Raw genomic sequence first — 14,431 nt, 5'->3', positions numbered from 1 at the left:
AAATTAACTATGCCACTACAGGTATTCCAGAAGGAGAGGCGGCGATATCGCCTCCAACCTTTAAAGACTTGCATACTGCTGCAGATTTCAGAGCATTCGCCGATCGCGTTCGTGAAGTGACTGGCGGCATTCCGGTTGGTTTTAAGCTAAGTGCCAATCATATTGAAAAAGACATTCAGTTTGCCTTGGATGCCAGCGCAGACTATATCATTCTGGATGGTCGCGGCGGCGGTACTGGTGCTGCGCCCGAAATGTTTCGTGATCATATTAGTGTGCCAACTATACCAGCTCTGGCGCGTGCAAGACGCTACCTTGACGCACAGGGCGTTGGCAATGAAGTCACTCTTATTATTACCGGCGGCCTACGTGTGCCGATGGATTTTGTGAAAGCAATGGCATTAGGCGCGGATGGCGTGGCTTTATCAAACAGCGCAATGCAATCTATTGGCTGTGTAGCTGCACGCATGTGCAACACAAACAACTGCCCGGCGGGAATTGCAACCCAAAAAGCAGACTTGCGTCAGCGACTCAATGTTGAGAAATCGGCAGTACAACTGAAAAATTTCTTTGAAGCGTCGGTTGAGCTCATGCAAGTTATGGCAAGGGCGTGTGGTCATGACCGCTTAGACCGTTTCAACAAAGATGATCTGGCAACGTTCAATCGCGAGATGGCATTCCTGTCCGGGATAAAATATTCAGGATTCTCGGACCCGGAGAAATCGGTGTAACAAGTTTAGGGAGCATCTTCATCCGATTTTTAGTTGACATTAAATTGTTCTTCTAGCAGTATAAAAATATGAATCTAAATCTTACGCACAAAGTATCTCGAATTATCATCATTCCATAGGAATGGTGGGAGTTTTGATGCGTCTGTAATTTATCAAACCCACCCGATAGAGGTGGGTTTTTTATTTCTGCCTCATGGGAGTAATTTACATAAAGGAGGCAGTATGAAAAAAATAGCAGTTTTTGGTAAGCCCGGAAGCGGTAAATCCACTTTAAGCAAAGCGCTAGCGTTGACAACTGGCATACAGTTACACCAGCTAGATTCTATAGTGTACAAAAAGAATGGGGAGCTGGTAGATCGACGTTCGTTTGATGAAGCACATGAGCGTATCTTATCGTCTGGAAATTGGATCATTGATGGGTTTGGGCCAATAGATTCATTTCACCTGCGTTTGGAAGCAGCTGATACATTGGTTTACGTTGATCTGCCATATATAACAAGCTACTGGTTTGTGACAAAGAGACTTCTAAAAGGGCTTTTGGTTAAACCTGAAGGTTGGCCTGAGGGCAGTTCGGTACTAAAAGGTTCTCTTGAGAGCTATAAAGTTTTACGGCTATGCCCAAAATTCTGGAATGATGACTTCACTGCCAGATTAGAAGCAATGTCAGATGGAAAATCATTATACATTGTTAAGTCGGTCTCTGAGCTAAATAGCTTTGTATCCCGACATATTAAGTAATTGGAATATTGGTTGCGCGACAGAGACTGCCAGAGAATCATTGTGGTATGATTTTTCTCACTTGGGCTTAGTATGTAAAGCGTTCGTCTTGACGTACGTTCTTGGTTGCGTACAATCAGTTGTAAATTAACCGTTCAAGAGGTACGCCATGGTGGGAATTACTGCTACCGAGGCTTGCAGCAACCTCTATCGATCGATTGATTGATGAAACTACTGAGTCCCACCGACCGATTGTTATTATGGGTAAGCGGAATAAAGCCGTACTGGTGGGATTGAAGTTTATACTATTTCTGTGAGTTAACATGCTGCAATGTCAATACAGTGAGTCTGCCTGGACCGGGAAGCAGCCAGACTGTTATGAACCGGATTTGTCGAGTTTACCTAAGTTACCGCTAACACCATCTTGGTTGAAAGAACTTAATGTAGGGCTAAATTGTCTTTATATTCTGGTTATAATTACGGTGACTCTTTCTGTTATTGCTACATTAGTGTTGCTATTTAGTTCTGGTTTTTATGTCGATCGTATGCTGGCTAATTCAGCGATGAAACCGGTGATTATCGCTTGGTTGATTAATGCAGCTCTTATCCTTGTTACTGTTTTTCTATTCCGAATTCAAAAAAAGAACCGAGATCATTATGACATAAAATATGATGATCTTGCTCTTAATTTCACGAAATCCATGCCGTTAAATAAGTGGGTTTATAGTGGAATGATAATACCCACGACCACAATGGGTTTCATGGAATTAACTCCGAGCGTGTGGAGGCAACGAGGAATGGCGGATAAATTCGGGCGTACGTTTTTTGATTGGGATCATATAAAATTAACTGTTTATGATTATTCAACCACTCGCTTCAAGAAGTGGCTTAAGGTATGCAGGCGTGTCAATTTTGTCATTTTTCCACTGTTTGGCTGGTCCTATATCCTGCAGATGATTAATGAAGATGTATTCCTTCCGCCTTATATTCTGTTATTTGTATTACAAACGTTATTGTTGTTTTCGGGACGATTTATATACGCAGGAGAAAATCAGGTAAAGCTTTATGAATACAACCGCCACACGGGACAAGTAAGCAAGTTTGATCCATCAGGAAACCAACTCTGGAGTTATCCTTTTTCTGAGTTTAATATGTATGTTAGATACGAACCGAGCGATTACGGGCCGACAAAACGCAGCCGCTCCTGTGTCCCGTATATGATTCATCGCTATTCACCACACTGGAAAGTAGAGGACATTATTAATTTTTATCCTCCTTGGACAACCCATGCTGACAGGCAAAGTACCAAAGAGCTAATAGATACTTTGATAGCCTTTATGAATGTTAAATTACCGTTACCACAGTGTCTTGCGCTGCAGGCGTGCCGACATTTAGATTCAACCACACAGGCATTAGAAACGCCTGAAGCTGGTAGTACAATCGATTTCTTATCTATGTCAGACAAAGAGTACAAAGACATGCTATTTCAAATTTGGAAAGCAAGGCAGGGTACTTATTGAGTCTTTATTGCAGGTTTACCAGCATAACAAATGGCTCAAGAGGGTGTTTGTAGTTCCCCCGGTACCATAGACACGGCGAAGGCTTTTCCGTCGTGGCTTCACCACTCGTCGGCCTAGCGTTCGAGATTGCTGCGTTTGAAAAATGGGGGATGATGGTTGTCGCTAGCATTATTCTCGCACTGGGTTGTCTTTGTCCGAGAAGGTGGTGAAGCGCACGTTTTGGATTCGAAGAAAATCTTAAAATCAAACGTGCGCCGTGACTTTTGGCGTATGAAACCCAGATGGTATATTGCAGTAGCCAATTAACAATTCGCAGCAGTTCACCGCCGTTGGCGGCGCGGTATTAACTGTTTCAGGAAAGACTATGTACAAAGGTAGTTGTTTATGTGGAGCAGTGGTTTTTGAGCTTCTCTCGGAGCCAAAAGCTACAACTCACTGTCATTGCAAGATGTGCCAGAAGCAACATGGTGCTGCTTTTGCAACGTATGCAAGTCTACCGAAAACGGATTTAAGATATGTTTCAGGCGAAGAGCACCTTTCCTCATACAACTCATCCGGAAGCATTGTCCGCAAGTTTTGTAGTGTATGTGGCTCCAGCATAGAGTGGAGCGGTAGCGAAAAATTTCCAGATTGGGTGTCTATTGCAGTCGCAACACTTGATACATCGTTTTTTCCCAAGAGTATTAAGCAAAGTCACCAAGAGTCCAGAGCCTGCTGGCTAGAAACCAGTTAACAAGCCACGGCCGCTACAAGTTTTGTTGCACTGCGTTCAAAACGCAAAATCTGCCTCTGCTTGGGGCGTTCAGGCATTACAGCGTGTAATCGCCTTTATCATCACGTGAATTCATATCCATTGGCGAGAGTGCTGCTCAAGCATGCTTTTTCGTTTCTGCACACGTGGCTATCAATCTGGTTTGGGTTTCTGCCATGGTCTTGTTGCTGTCTCAATTGAGAGAGATTGTAAGTAGCGCTGGTTTCAGCAAGTGGTTAAAGTCATTAAGTTCGTTCCCCAGGGGCGGTGGACGCTCGTCTCTCGTGCTGTTAATGGTGAACGTTAGGCAGAATTTACACATGGAATTGGATAAGACAATGAAAAAATATGCAGCTGAGTTCATCGGTACATTTTGGTTGGTGCTTGGCGGGTGCGGTAGTGCGGTTCTCGCTGCTGCGTTCCCGGAAGTTGGCATAGGGTTGCTGGGCGTATCACTGGCCTTCGGATTGACTGTTCTGACGATGGCCTATGCAATCGGTCACATTTCAGGTTGTCATTTGAACCCAGCCGTTTCGGTCGGGCTTTGGGCAGGCGGGCGGTTTCCGGCAAAGGAACTCCTGCCTTACATTGCAGCACAAGTGTGCGGCGGCATCTTGGCGGGGGGCGTTCTGTACTTAATTGCTACGGGGCAGGCTGGTTTTGATGTGGCAAACGGATTCGCGTCAAACGGCTATGGTGAGCACTCGCCGGGCGGCTACACCATGCAAGCTGCTCTGATTACCGAGGTTGTAATGACGATGATGTTCGTCTTGATCATTCTGGGTGCTACGGACAAGCGTGCGCCTGCAGGTTTTGCGCCGATTGCGATTGGGCTGGGTTTAACACTGATACACCTCATCAGCATCCCTGTCACGAACACTTCAGTCAATCCCGCACGAAGCACCGGTGTGGCGCTTTATGTCGGCGATTGGGCAACTGCGCAGTTGTGGCTTTTCTGGGTCGCACCACTTGTTGGCGGCGCTCTCGGTGCAGTTGTTTATCGAATTATCGGAACGTCTGAAGACTGATCTTGCATTGCTAACAACCTGCTTCAGCGGACGACGAATGCCGCCGCTGAATGCAGTGTTCAGGCTGTAGAAAAACCATATTTACTTATGGTCTGAAGGGTTCAGATGAATGTCCAGGCCAATACTCTGGTAGTCTTATTCCCCTGTATCATCTTTATTTCCCGAATATCTACTGCGCCGAGCTTTCGAATCAATTTCTTTGCAGGCTTAACCGTGTCAGTTTTTGAAACCAGACTGGTAAACCAGCGGCATTGAGTTGAATACACCTGGCTTTCTCTTATTAGCTTTTTCAGAAACAACTGTTCGCCCCCCTTGCACCAAAGCTCAGCTCCCAGCCCGCCAAAGTTCAGTGTGGGGGAGTCGGTTTTTGCTTTTTGTTCACCGCGACTGCGAGCAAGGTTATTGAGTTTAAGTTGATTGCCTTTAAGTGCTTCATCAAGCGAGGCATGGAAGGGTGGGTTGCATACGCTGACGTCAAAGAACTCACCAGCTTGAATAATCCCTTCAAAAATGTGATTTTTATCCTGCTGTGTGCGCAGTGTAAAACGTTCTTTGAGTGAGGGGTTGTTGGCGATAATTTTGGCGACGTTCTCAAGCGATTGAGTGTTAATGTCACTACCGACACACTGCCAGCCGTAAATTTGGCAAGCCAGTATCGGGTAGATTCCATTGGCTCCGGTCCCTATATCGAGCAGCCTGATGCTGTGCTGTTCAAGCCCAAGCAAGTCAGCCATGTAATGGATATAATCGGCTCTACCTGGAATAGGGGGGCAAAGAGCGCCCTCTGGAATATCCCAATCGACAATGTTGTAGTATCTCTTTAATAATGCGGTGTTGAGCATTTTCACTGCTAAAGGGTCTGCGAAGTCGATGGAAAGGTCACCATAAGCGTTTGCTTTCACATGAGGGGCAAGTGCCGGATGGCTTTTTATGAGATCAGGGAAATCATAGCCTCGGTTGTGTAAATTTTTCGGGTGCAGACCTTTTCGATCAGGCCTGGTTTGGCTTTTGTTACTTCGATGGAGGGTGCTCACAGTAATAGACCCGAGGCTTGGTGTTCAATAGTAGGGTGGGGCTGGTTTAGCCCGTCATTATAATCTTAATGTCCTTGATGTATGAATACGTATTCCTGAATTCAGATAATAAGTGCGACACTCATGGTTGAACGGAGAGAGGGATGAATTAACATGTTAGTCGCGGCAGTGAAGTTTTAGGAGATCGATATGAAAGGTAGTTGTCTTTGCGGTTCCGTCAGTGTTTCAGCACCAAATCATGCTGAGGTGAGTCTTTGTCACTGTTCCATGTGCCGTCGTTGGTCAGGTGGACCCATGTTTGCAGTTCACTGCTCATCAGGCATCGAGTTCACCGGAGATAAGCCTAAGGCCTATCAGTCATCCGAATGGGCAGAACGTGGCTTCTGTGAGAAGTGTGGAACACACTTGTTCTATCATCTTCTACCTAACAATGAGTACATTCTTCCTGCTGGATTGTTTCAAGATCAAGATTTCAAGTTGGTCAGCGAAATCTTCATAGATGAGAAGCCGGATTTCTATGAACTGCGCAATGACACCAGAAAAATGACTGGGCAGCAGGTCTTCGATCAATTTTCAAAACAGTAAGCCGGGCCGCACCTAACCGTTTATTCAAGTCGACACCGCTTCGCGGTGCGGCTTAATTCAGGTGTTGAAACTTACAGCTTGAGCTGTCTATTACTTGATACTCCAGAGTTGATTGTTGACGGCATGGTGTCGTCAATTATTGACCTTAGGAGAAATCAGATGAGTAACGCCAGCATGACTCGGGAACAATGGGTAGAACTCTTCCAGGCTACTGGGTTGGATGAAAATATGATGCACAAGTGGCATTGTGAGTTCGAACGCCGTTATCCGGTTCAACATCAATCGTTCCTGCAATGGATAGGCCTTTCCGAAAAGGATATCCTGAGCGTTAGAACGTTCTCACAGGCGGGTTGATGCACCAAGGGTGGGACCCATCTTGAAGAGGTGGGTTTCCCCTGGCGAGGAGTTATCGGCATGTATACAGTGGGACAACTTGGAAAACGGGTTGGATTATCGCGTAGTGCGCTTCTCTACTACGACGAAATCGGTCTTCTTTCACCGTCGGCACGCAGTTCGTCCGGCTATCGCCTTTATTCAGAAGCTGATCTGCGACGTATGGAAAGGATAATGGTCTATCGCCATGCGGGGCTTGCATTGGATGTCATCGGAAGGCTGCTGCAAGCCGATGACGCATCAGCTCCAGCTATACTGGAACTCCATTTGCAGAAGGTCAACGAGGAAATCGCAACACTTCGGCAGCAACAGCGCGTTATTGCCCAATTACTCGGTGATGCGCAAGTGCTGCGGAAAAGCCGTTCAATGACTAAAGATCAGTGGGTTGCGTTACTCGCTTCTACAGGGTTGAACGAGGAAGGAATGGACAAATGGCATATGGAATTTGAAAAGATGTCTCCCAATGCACATCAGGATTTTCTGGAGTCACTGGGTATACCTCCGGAGGAAGTTGCGTTGATCCGTCAGTTCTCCAGGCAGGCGGCTACCTAGAAAAACATGAGCTACAGGGAGGCTCTGGTGCAGATTTGTGAAACAGAGAGATTGATTGTAAGACGGCTGTCCCTGGAGGATATTCCTGCATTGACAGAAATTCTAAGCGATCCTGACGTAATGAAATACTCGGTTCGTGGTGTTTGTGATGAGGCCGCTACCCGGGGGTTCATTGAGTGGTGCTTATCCTGTTATGACACTCATGGCGTGGGGCCGTGGGCGCTGATTGAGAAGAAAAACTCTGAACTCATCGGATTCTGCGGTGTTGGGCCAGAAACAGTCGCTGATGTCGAGGAAATTAACCTTGGATACCGGCTTGCCAGGCGCTATTGGAATAAAGGGCTGGCCTCTGAGGTAGCCAGAGTAGTTCTGAATTATGTTTTTGAAGAAAAGTTGTTCGATTCTGTGGTTGTGATCATAGAGCCAGAGCATGTGGCATCTCTAAAGGTTGCTGAAAACGCAGGGTTTTCCAACTTTGATGTACTGGAGTTTCATGGTCGTTCGGTAAGGCTATACCGCTTAACCTCGGAACAATGGAAAACATTGCATAACGCGACAACCGCGTTAGAGCAATCTTGATTGGGGAAAGCTACTTTGATCTCGCATCCAAAGCAATGCAGATCCTGATGAATCAGGAAGGCTATCCTCGGTATTCCGAGGTAGCCTTGGTGTGACGGGGCGGGTGCTAGTGTCCAAATACAGACCAGCCGGTTTTCTGTACCAGCTGTTCCAGTGCACGTGTGCCGAGATAGCTGTTACCCAGCGCATCAAGACCGGGTGACCAGACTGCAATGGAACCCTTGCCGGGCGCTATGGCTAATATACCACCGCCAACACCACTCTTTCCGGGTAGTCCGACACGATATGCGAACTCTCCTGAACCATCGTAATGCCCGCACATCATCATCAGCGAATTGATGCGTCGGGCGCGCTGCGCTGATACAACACGAGTATTGGTGGCTTTATCGATGCCGTCAGATACCAGGAACAATCCTGCACGCGCCAGCTGTTCGCAGTTCATGGCGATAGCGCATTGATGAAAGTAGGTACCCAGTACTTTGTCGACGTCGTGACGCAGTCGCCCAAAGGCTTTCATAAAGTGCGCGAGTGAGGCGTTGCGATCACGATGTTCCATTTCAGATGCGGCGACCTTGTGGTCAAAGCAGATGCTGTTGTCCTGGGCGATAAAGCGAACGAAATTGAGTATCTCTGCCAGTGTTTCCTTGGGTTCATGACCCATCATGATGGCATCCACCACGGCGATGGCGCCCGCGTTAATAAACGGGTTACGTGGTTTTCCTGATTCATGTTCCAGTTGCACGATCGAGTTAAACGGATCGCCAGAGGGTTCCCGACCGACATGTTTCCAGATGCCGTCACCCATTTTTCCAAGCGCGATCGTGAGGGTAAACACCTTGGAAATACTTTGAATGGAAAAGGGGGTGTTGGCATGGCCTGCTGAATACAGCTGTCCATCGGGTGTGCAGACAGCAATACCAAATTGTTTAGGGTCTACGTGTGCGAGTTGGGGAATATAGTCGGCAACTTTGCCGCGCGCTGTTTCGGCTGACAGTGTCAGCACGAGGCCATCAAGAAAGTCTTGCATTATTGTATGTATTCTAAGTCGGTTTTGTTGTTATGGTGAGGCTAGTTTAACCTGTTTCGGCTATGGCTTCAGTAGGGCGCATAGCCTGTCGTTCTTTATTATGTAATGAGCAGATAAATTTTTGTGAATTGTGCAATATCGCTCAGCCTCGTATGATCTCTAGCACGCGGCCCAAAAAGGCCTTCAATCCTAATTATTGTTGTAATGGAGTGAGCATGAGTCAGCGTATTGAGTTTTCCAAAACCGGGGATTCCAGTGTTTTAGCCTTGGTTGATACGACACCACGTGATCCAGGTCCGGGCGAGGTCAGGGTACGTAATCAGGCAATAGGGCTGAACTTCATTGATATCTATTTCCGTACCGGCCTTTATCCTGCTCCGGTGATGCCTTCAGGGCTGGGTACTGAAGGGGCAGGGTATGTGGATGCGGTGGGTGAGGGCGTCGACTATTTAAAAGAAGGGGATCGTGTGGCGTATGCTCAGGGTCCTTTGGGTGCCTATGCTCAGCATCACACACTGCCTGCTGAAAAGGTTGTCCGTCTGCCTGATTTTGTAGATTTTGAAACAGCGGCTGCCAGCATGTTGAAAGGGCTGACTGTGCAGTACCTGCTGCGCCAGACCAAGGCACTTCAGGGCGGTGAAACGATTCTGTTTCATGCGGCTGCGGGTGGTGTCGGGTCTATTGCCTGTCAGTGGGCGCGCGCCTTGGGCGTTAAACTGATCGGCACCGTCAGTTCAGCGGAAAAGGCGGCATTGGCCAGTCGTTTGGGGGCCTGGGCAACGATCAATTATGCCGAAGAATCGGTGGTGGAGCGGGTGCGCGAGCTGACGCAGGGTGAGATGTGTGACGTTGTCTATGATTCGGTTGGAAAAGATACCTGGATTACTTCACTGGACTGCCTGAAACCACGCTCACTGATGGTCAGTTTTGGAAACGCATCCGGCCCGGTCGATGGCGTCAATCTGGGTATTCTGAATCAGAAGGGCGCGTTATTTGTGACCCGGCCAAGTCTGAACGGTTATGCCGATACGCGGGCACGTCTGGAAATGATGTGTGATGACTTTTTCGGCATGCTGGGCAGTGGTAAGATTCAGATCGATATTGCCAACCGCTATGCGCTGGCTGATGCCGGAAAGGCTCAGGATGCCTTGCAGAGTCGCAAAACGACGGGTTCGACGATTTTGCTTCCCTGATATAGCGAGTGGTCTACCTGAAGTGACTATAGGTGATCAATGATGGCCCGCTGGGCTTTGCTGCTGTTGTGTATACTAAGTGGCTTTGCCAAAGCGGGCGATTTGATTGATTTACAGCACCAGCCGCTGGTTTTGCCAGGCAGTACCGCCTTTTACTATGCGGAAACCGGTCAGCCCATATCGCTTGATACAGCGCGGGAAGCCTTCAGACAGGGGCAGTTCACGCCTTCTTCCTCGCCTTTCCTGAGTTTTGGAATCGGTGCCTCTCCTCACTGGATACGTATAGCACTGCTGAATAGCAGTGCAGACGAGTTGTTGCGCGTATTGTCGATTGAGACAACCTGGCTGGACCATATTGAACTCTATCTTTTGCAGGATGATCAGCTGCTCACACAGACGCTGATGGGTGACAGTTTTCCCTTCTCGCAGCGGCCACTCAATCATCGTTATTTTGCTCAAACGCTGACTTTGCCATCGGGAACAACCGAACTGTGGATGCGAGTGGCTACACCTGATCCCATGTTGTTGCCCTTGTATTTAGGTAGCTATCAGGTACAGCAACAGCGGTATGAACAGGATGCGTATAGTTACGGGGTGCTTTATGGCGTGATGCTGGCGCTGTTGCTCTATAACCTGATGCTCTACACCGGTATACGACACCGGCAATATCTGTATTATGCCATTTATGTGGGGTTGTTTGTCTGGTTGAATCTGGCTTATACCGGTCATGGTTTTCGCTGGCTTTGGCCGGAAGCGGTTACCTGGCAGCAGTGGGCCAATCCCGTCTTGATGATTCTTTATGGCAGCAGTGGTCTGGTATTTGCGCTGTCTTTCCTGAATATCCGCAATAGTGCACCACGCCTGTACCAGGCGATCCAGTGGTTGTGTATTGCTGTGATTCTGCTCCTGGCGGTGCTGTTGCTGATACCGCAGGGGCGTGTCGCTGCCCTCTATCTGGCTTTCAGTTTTATCTTGTTGGGAACGCTGCTGATGTTGCTTCTAGGTGGGGTTGCCTGGCGAGCCGGTAATCCGGCTTCACGTTACTTTCTCTGCGCTTCGGTGATTGCTGCATTAGGGGGCATGATCACTGCTTTGAGTGTGTGGGGGCTGATTCCATTCAGCCCTGCAGGCTATCGGGCGGTAGATCTGGGGACGATGATTGAAGCAGTGCTGCTGGCATTGGCACTGGCAGAGCAGTTCAGACGAACACAGCGCCAGCGCTTGAGAGCGGAGGCGATGGCGCGTCTGGATCCCCTGACAGGCCTGAATAATCGCCGGGCATTTGCCGAGCGAGTGGAGCCTTTGTGGCAATCCTGTGTACGTTATGATCGACCTATGTCCCTGGCAATTATCGACCTGGATGAGTTTAAGAAAATTAATGATTCCTTTGGGCATAAAGCGGGTGATTTGGCTTTGGAGATGACAGCAGAGGCTTTGCTGCAGTCGATTCGAGGTGGCGATATTCTGGCTCGTTGGGGTGGCGAAGAGTTTATTTTGTTTATGCCGGAAACGACCCGGGATGAAGCGGTTCGGGTGGCAGAGCGCTTGCGAGCGTGTATTGGTACAGTGCAAGTGCGTGAACAGGATGCGCTGATCAGTTTAAGTGCGAGTATCGGGGTTGCAGCACGCGATGAACAGATTGAGCGATTGGAGCAGCTTATCTGTGTTGCTGATCAGTGTCTGTATCAGGCCAAGATGCAGGGGCGCAATCGGGTGGTTTTGGCGCATGCCTGAGCAGAAATAAAACAGGGCATCCGTAGATGCCCTGTAAGAAGTGGTTCTGGGTTATTAGAACGCCGGTACAACCGCACCTTCATATTTTTCCAGAATGAAATCACGCACAGCATCTGTTTTCAGAACATCAATCAGTGCGTTCAGGGCTGGATTTTCTGTTTCATCCGCATGGGTGACCAGAATGTTGACATAAGGAGACTCGCTGCCTTCGATGACCAGGGCGTCATCACGAGGTGACAGGCCGGCTTCCAGCGCGTAATTGGTGTTAATCAGAGCCAGGTCTACCTGGTTCAGTACGCGAGGCAGGGTGGCTGCTTCAATTTCGCGAATGCGCAATTGCAGCGGGTTCTCTGCGATATCGCGAGGTGTCGCTGTAATGCCTGCTTCAGGTTTCAGGGTGATCAGTCCTGCAGATTGCAGCAGTAACAGGGCACGGCCGCCGTTAGTGGCATCATTCGGGATGGCGACCTGAGCGCGCTCTGGCAGAGCATCCAGGCTGGTATGTTTGGATGAGTAAGCACCAAAAGGCTCAACATGAATGCCAGCAACGGTGACCAGTGAAGTGCCGCGCGTGGTGTTGAAGTTATCCAGATAGGGTTGATGCTGGAAGAAGTTGGCATCAATGCGTTTTTCTGAAACCTGTACGTTGGGTTGTACATAGTCTGTAAAGACTTTGACATCCAGTGTCACGCCCTGATTAGCCAGTTCAGGCTTCACAAATTCAAGAATCTCTGCGTGAGGCACAGCAGTCGCTGCAACGCTCAGGCTATCTGCCTGGGCAGCAGATACTGCAGTCAAGGCAGCGAGGGCGAGAATTAACTTTTTCATCTAAATCTCCGAAATATAAGGATTATGTAGTTTTTACTTACGGGAGTAATGGACAACCAGACGGTCTCCAAGACTTTGCAGAATCTGTACCAGTATCAGTAACAGTACGACGGTGACCAACATCACATCGGTCTGAAAGCGCTGATAGCCGTAGCGTATGGCAAGGTCACCGAGACCACCGGCACCGACAACACCGGCCATGGCGGTATAGGACACCAGGGTGATGGCCGTTACGGTAATGGCGGCAATGATGCCGGGACGTGCTTCCGGTAGCAGGGCACTGACAATGATTTGCCGGGTACTGGCTCCCATGGCTTGTGTGGCTTCAATAATGCCACGATCCACTTCACGCAATGCGGTTTCAACCAGACGGGCAAAAAACGGTGTTGCACCTGCTACCAGCGGTGGAATTGCACCGGCGACTCCCAAAGAGGTGCCAGTGATCAGCAGCGTCAGTGGAATCATCACGATCAGCAAAATGATAAACGGCAGTGATCGCAGAACGTTTACGCAGAAAGACAGCAGGGCGTAGAGTCCTTTTCGCTCAAACATCTGTTTTGGACCTGTCATGAACAGGAGTACGCCCAGAGGCAGGCCCAGCAAGACGGTAAAGAACAGTGAGCCGCCAAGCATCAGCAAGGTGTCCAGCGTCGCCATCCAGATATCATACCAGTCAACATTGGTAAAATAGTTCATGCGCGTAACACCTCGACAGTGACATCCGCAGCCTTGAGTTGTGCCAGCGCAGCATCTGCGTCACCACCCACCAGCGACAGAGTCAGTTGGCCATAGGGGACGTCTCGAATGTGATCGATACGTCCGCCCAGAATGCTGTAATCTACGCCTGACTGGCGCGCGATCTGCCCCAGAAGCGGGGCATAAGTAGCCTGGCCCTGAAATGTCAGGCGTACAATACGACCCTGCACCTGGGCAAAGTCATTGGCCATTTCGTTCTCGTCCAGTTGCTCTGCCTCAAAGACAAAACGGCGTGTCGTTGGATGTTTGGGGTGCAGAAACACTTCGGCCACCGGCCCCTGTTCAACAATCTGTCCGGCATCCATCACGGCAACCTGATCACATACCCGGCGAATGACATCCATTTCATGGGTAATCAGTACGATGGTCAGGTTTAATTCACGATTAAGTTCATTCAGCAGCTGCAGTACTTGTGCTGTCGTTTGTGGATCTAGTGCACTGGTCGCTTCGTCACACAGCAGAATTTTCGGAGAAGTTGCCAGGGCGCGGGCAATACCGACTCGCTGTTTTTGCCCACCGGACAGTTGTGCCGGGTACTTGTCGGCGTGATCACTTAAGCCGACACGTGCTAACAGCATGGCAACCCGTGTGCGTATTTCTGCAGCCGTGTGTTCGCCTGCCAGTTTCAGCGGCATGGCGACATTGTCCGCCACTGTTTTGGAGGACAGCAGATTGAAATGTTGAAAAATCATGCCGAGTTTTTGGCGAAACTGTCGTAACCCTTTTGCAGGTAAGGCTGTGACATCTATACCATCTACCAGAATGCGGCCGCCACTGGGCTCTTCAAGGCGGTTGATCAGGCGCAGCAGAGTACTTTTACCGGCGCCTGAATGGCCGATAAGGCCGAAGATCTGTCCCTGCGGTATTTGCAGGTCACAGGGCTCCAGCGCCGTAATCTCGCGCCCACCGACCTTGTAAGTCTTGTGTACACGTTCAAATTCGATCACAGGAAGTTAACCTTTTGGGTTGTAATGCTATTAAGTAATAAGGAATTCGAGTTTTATGC

General features: G+C 48.9%; 16 protein-coding genes. 11 read left to right on the top strand and 5 right to left on the bottom strand.

The annotated features are described in order from the left end of the window. The 5 genes from ADINL_RS13095 to aqpZ form a co-directional block, all read left to right on the top strand. On the top strand, positions 1 to 728 hold a 728-nt coding region (locus tag ADINL_RS13095), incomplete at its 5' end, for an FMN-binding glutamate synthase family protein (RefSeq protein ID WP_036548932.1). A gap of 222 nt (positions 729 to 950) precedes the next feature. Next, on the top strand, positions 951 to 1,466 hold the full coding sequence (locus ADINL_RS13090; RefSeq protein WP_036548617.1) for a P-loop NTPase family protein: 516 nt from the start codon (positions 951 to 953) through the stop codon (positions 1,464 to 1,466). 302 nt (positions 1,467 to 1,768) lie between these two features. Continuing rightward, positions 1,769 to 2,965, top strand: coding sequence for a hypothetical protein (locus tag ADINL_RS13085; protein ID WP_036548615.1), 1,197 nt, complete (start codon positions 1,769 to 1,771; stop codon positions 2,963 to 2,965). Positions 2,966 to 3,329: 364 nt separating this feature from the next. Then, positions 3,330 to 3,698 (top strand): GFA family protein, encoded by a 369-nt coding sequence (locus tag ADINL_RS16875; protein ID WP_084154517.1) that lies wholly within the window; start codon positions 3,330 to 3,332, stop codon positions 3,696 to 3,698. A 338-nt stretch (positions 3,699 to 4,036) separates the two neighbouring features. Continuing rightward, positions 4,037 to 4,744, top strand: coding sequence for an aquaporin Z (aqpZ, locus tag ADINL_RS13080; RefSeq protein WP_275574409.1), 708 nt, complete (start codon positions 4,037 to 4,039; stop codon positions 4,742 to 4,744). Positions 4,745 to 4,845: 101 nt separating this feature from the next. On the opposite strand, the gene rlmF is transcribed toward aqpZ, so the two are convergent. Next, positions 4,846 to 5,778 (bottom strand): 23S rRNA (adenine(1618)-N(6))-methyltransferase RlmF, encoded by a 933-nt coding sequence (gene rlmF / locus ADINL_RS13075; protein WP_036548613.1) that lies wholly within the window; start codon positions 5,776 to 5,778, stop codon positions 4,846 to 4,848. A 189-nt stretch (positions 5,779 to 5,967) separates the two neighbouring features. Between rlmF and ADINL_RS13070 the strand changes: the two genes are divergently transcribed. The 4 genes from ADINL_RS13070 (at position 5,968) to ADINL_RS13055 (ending at position 7,887) form a co-directional block, all read left to right on the top strand. Next, entirely contained in the window at positions 5,968 to 6,363 is a 396-nt protein-coding gene (locus ADINL_RS13070) for a GFA family protein (RefSeq protein ID WP_036548611.1), read from the top strand. A gap of 159 nt (positions 6,364 to 6,522) precedes the next feature. Then, entirely contained in the window at positions 6,523 to 6,717 is a 195-nt protein-coding gene (locus ADINL_RS13065) for a MerR family transcriptional regulator (RefSeq protein WP_036548609.1), read from the top strand. A 60-nt stretch (positions 6,718 to 6,777) separates the two neighbouring features. Further along, complete coding sequence (locus ADINL_RS13060; protein WP_036548607.1) at positions 6,778 to 7,308, top strand: MerR family transcriptional regulator; 531 nt, start codon at positions 6,778 to 6,780, stop codon at positions 7,306 to 7,308. Positions 7,309 to 7,335: 27 nt separating this feature from the next. Next, positions 7,336 to 7,887: a GNAT family N-acetyltransferase gene (locus ADINL_RS13055; protein ID WP_036548928.1), complete on the top strand. Its 552-nt coding sequence runs from the start codon at positions 7,336 to 7,338 to the stop codon at positions 7,885 to 7,887. A gap of 106 nt (positions 7,888 to 7,993) precedes the next feature. On the opposite strand, the gene ADINL_RS13050 is transcribed toward ADINL_RS13055, so the two are convergent. Further along, positions 7,994 to 8,914, bottom strand: coding sequence for a glutaminase (locus tag ADINL_RS13050; RefSeq protein WP_036548604.1), 921 nt, complete (start codon positions 8,912 to 8,914; stop codon positions 7,994 to 7,996). Positions 8,915 to 9,129: 215 nt separating this feature from the next. Here ADINL_RS13050 and ADINL_RS13045 point away from each other — a divergent pair, with 215 nt between their 5' ends. Further along, positions 9,130 to 10,107 (top strand): NADPH:quinone reductase, encoded by a 978-nt coding sequence (locus tag ADINL_RS13045; RefSeq protein ID WP_036548601.1) that lies wholly within the window; start codon positions 9,130 to 9,132, stop codon positions 10,105 to 10,107. 42 nt (positions 10,108 to 10,149) lie between these two features. Beyond that, positions 10,150 to 11,841: a diguanylate cyclase gene (locus tag ADINL_RS13040; protein WP_051632806.1), complete on the top strand. Its 1,692-nt coding sequence runs from the start codon at positions 10,150 to 10,152 to the stop codon at positions 11,839 to 11,841. A gap of 54 nt (positions 11,842 to 11,895) precedes the next feature. On the opposite strand, the gene ADINL_RS13035 is transcribed toward ADINL_RS13040, so the two are convergent. The 3 genes from ADINL_RS13035 to ADINL_RS13025 are packed head-to-tail and all read right to left on the bottom strand — an operon-like array spanning position 11,896 to position 14,372. Further along, positions 11,896 to 12,669 carry a MetQ/NlpA family ABC transporter substrate-binding protein gene (locus ADINL_RS13035; protein WP_036548592.1) on the bottom strand — a complete coding sequence of 258 codons (774 nt, stop codon included), beginning with the start codon at positions 12,667 to 12,669 and terminating at the stop codon, positions 11,896 to 11,898. A 33-nt stretch (positions 12,670 to 12,702) separates the two neighbouring features. Beyond that, positions 12,703 to 13,365, bottom strand: coding sequence for a methionine ABC transporter permease (locus tag ADINL_RS13030; protein WP_036548591.1), 663 nt, complete (start codon positions 13,363 to 13,365; stop codon positions 12,703 to 12,705). After that, the gene (locus ADINL_RS13025; RefSeq protein ID WP_036548588.1) at positions 13,362 to 14,372 is read right to left on the bottom strand and encodes a methionine ABC transporter ATP-binding protein; all 1,011 of its coding nucleotides are present in this window, start codon (positions 14,370 to 14,372) and stop codon (positions 13,362 to 13,364) included. The genes ADINL_RS13030 and ADINL_RS13025 overlap by 4 nt, the downstream gene beginning before the upstream one ends. Positions 14,373 to 14,431: the final 59 nt, after the last annotated feature.

It is taken from the genome of Nitrincola lacisaponensis (genome assembly GCF_000691225.1).
Taxonomy (GTDB): domain Bacteria; phylum Pseudomonadota; class Gammaproteobacteria; order Pseudomonadales; family Balneatricaceae; genus Nitrincola; species Nitrincola lacisaponensis.
The sequence above is the reverse complement of the archived record's forward strand: the minus strand, read 5'-3'. Positions and strand labels throughout refer to the sequence as shown.

What these genes read in the sequence shown, in the direction of transcription:
- ADINL_RS13090 (WP_036548617.1), top strand. Translation starts at nt 951, where the DNA reads ATGAAAAAAATAGCAGTTTTTGGTAAGCCCGGAAGCGGTAAATCCACT.
- ADINL_RS13085 (WP_036548615.1), top strand. Translation starts at nt 1,769, where the DNA reads ATGCTGCAATGTCAATACAGTGAGTCTGCCTGGACCGGGAAGCAGCCA.
- ADINL_RS16875 (WP_084154517.1), top strand. Translation starts at nt 3,330, where the DNA reads ATGTACAAAGGTAGTTGTTTATGTGGAGCAGTGGTTTTTGAGCTTCTC.
- aqpZ (WP_275574409.1), top strand. Translation starts at nt 4,037, where the DNA reads ATGGAATTGGATAAGACAATGAAAAAATATGCAGCTGAGTTCATCGGT.
- ADINL_RS13070 (WP_036548611.1), top strand. Translation starts at nt 5,968, where the DNA reads ATGAAAGGTAGTTGTCTTTGCGGTTCCGTCAGTGTTTCAGCACCAAAT.
- ADINL_RS13065 (WP_036548609.1), top strand. Translation starts at nt 6,523, where the DNA reads ATGAGTAACGCCAGCATGACTCGGGAACAATGGGTAGAACTCTTCCAG.
- ADINL_RS13060 (WP_036548607.1), top strand. Translation starts at nt 6,778, where the DNA reads ATGTATACAGTGGGACAACTTGGAAAACGGGTTGGATTATCGCGTAGT.
- ADINL_RS13050 (WP_036548604.1), bottom strand. Translation starts at nt 8,914, where the DNA reads ATGCAAGACTTTCTTGATGGCCTCGTGCTGACACTGTCAGCCGAAACA.
- ADINL_RS13045 (WP_036548601.1), top strand. Translation starts at nt 9,130, where the DNA reads ATGAGTCAGCGTATTGAGTTTTCCAAAACCGGGGATTCCAGTGTTTTA.
- ADINL_RS13040 (WP_051632806.1), top strand. Translation starts at nt 10,150, where the DNA reads ATGGCCCGCTGGGCTTTGCTGCTGTTGTGTATACTAAGTGGCTTTGCC.
- ADINL_RS13035 (WP_036548592.1), bottom strand. Translation starts at nt 12,669, where the DNA reads ATGAAAAAGTTAATTCTCGCCCTCGCTGCCTTGACTGCAGTATCTGCT.
- ADINL_RS13030 (WP_036548591.1), bottom strand. Translation starts at nt 13,365, where the DNA reads ATGAACTATTTTACCAATGTTGACTGGTATGATATCTGGATGGCGACG.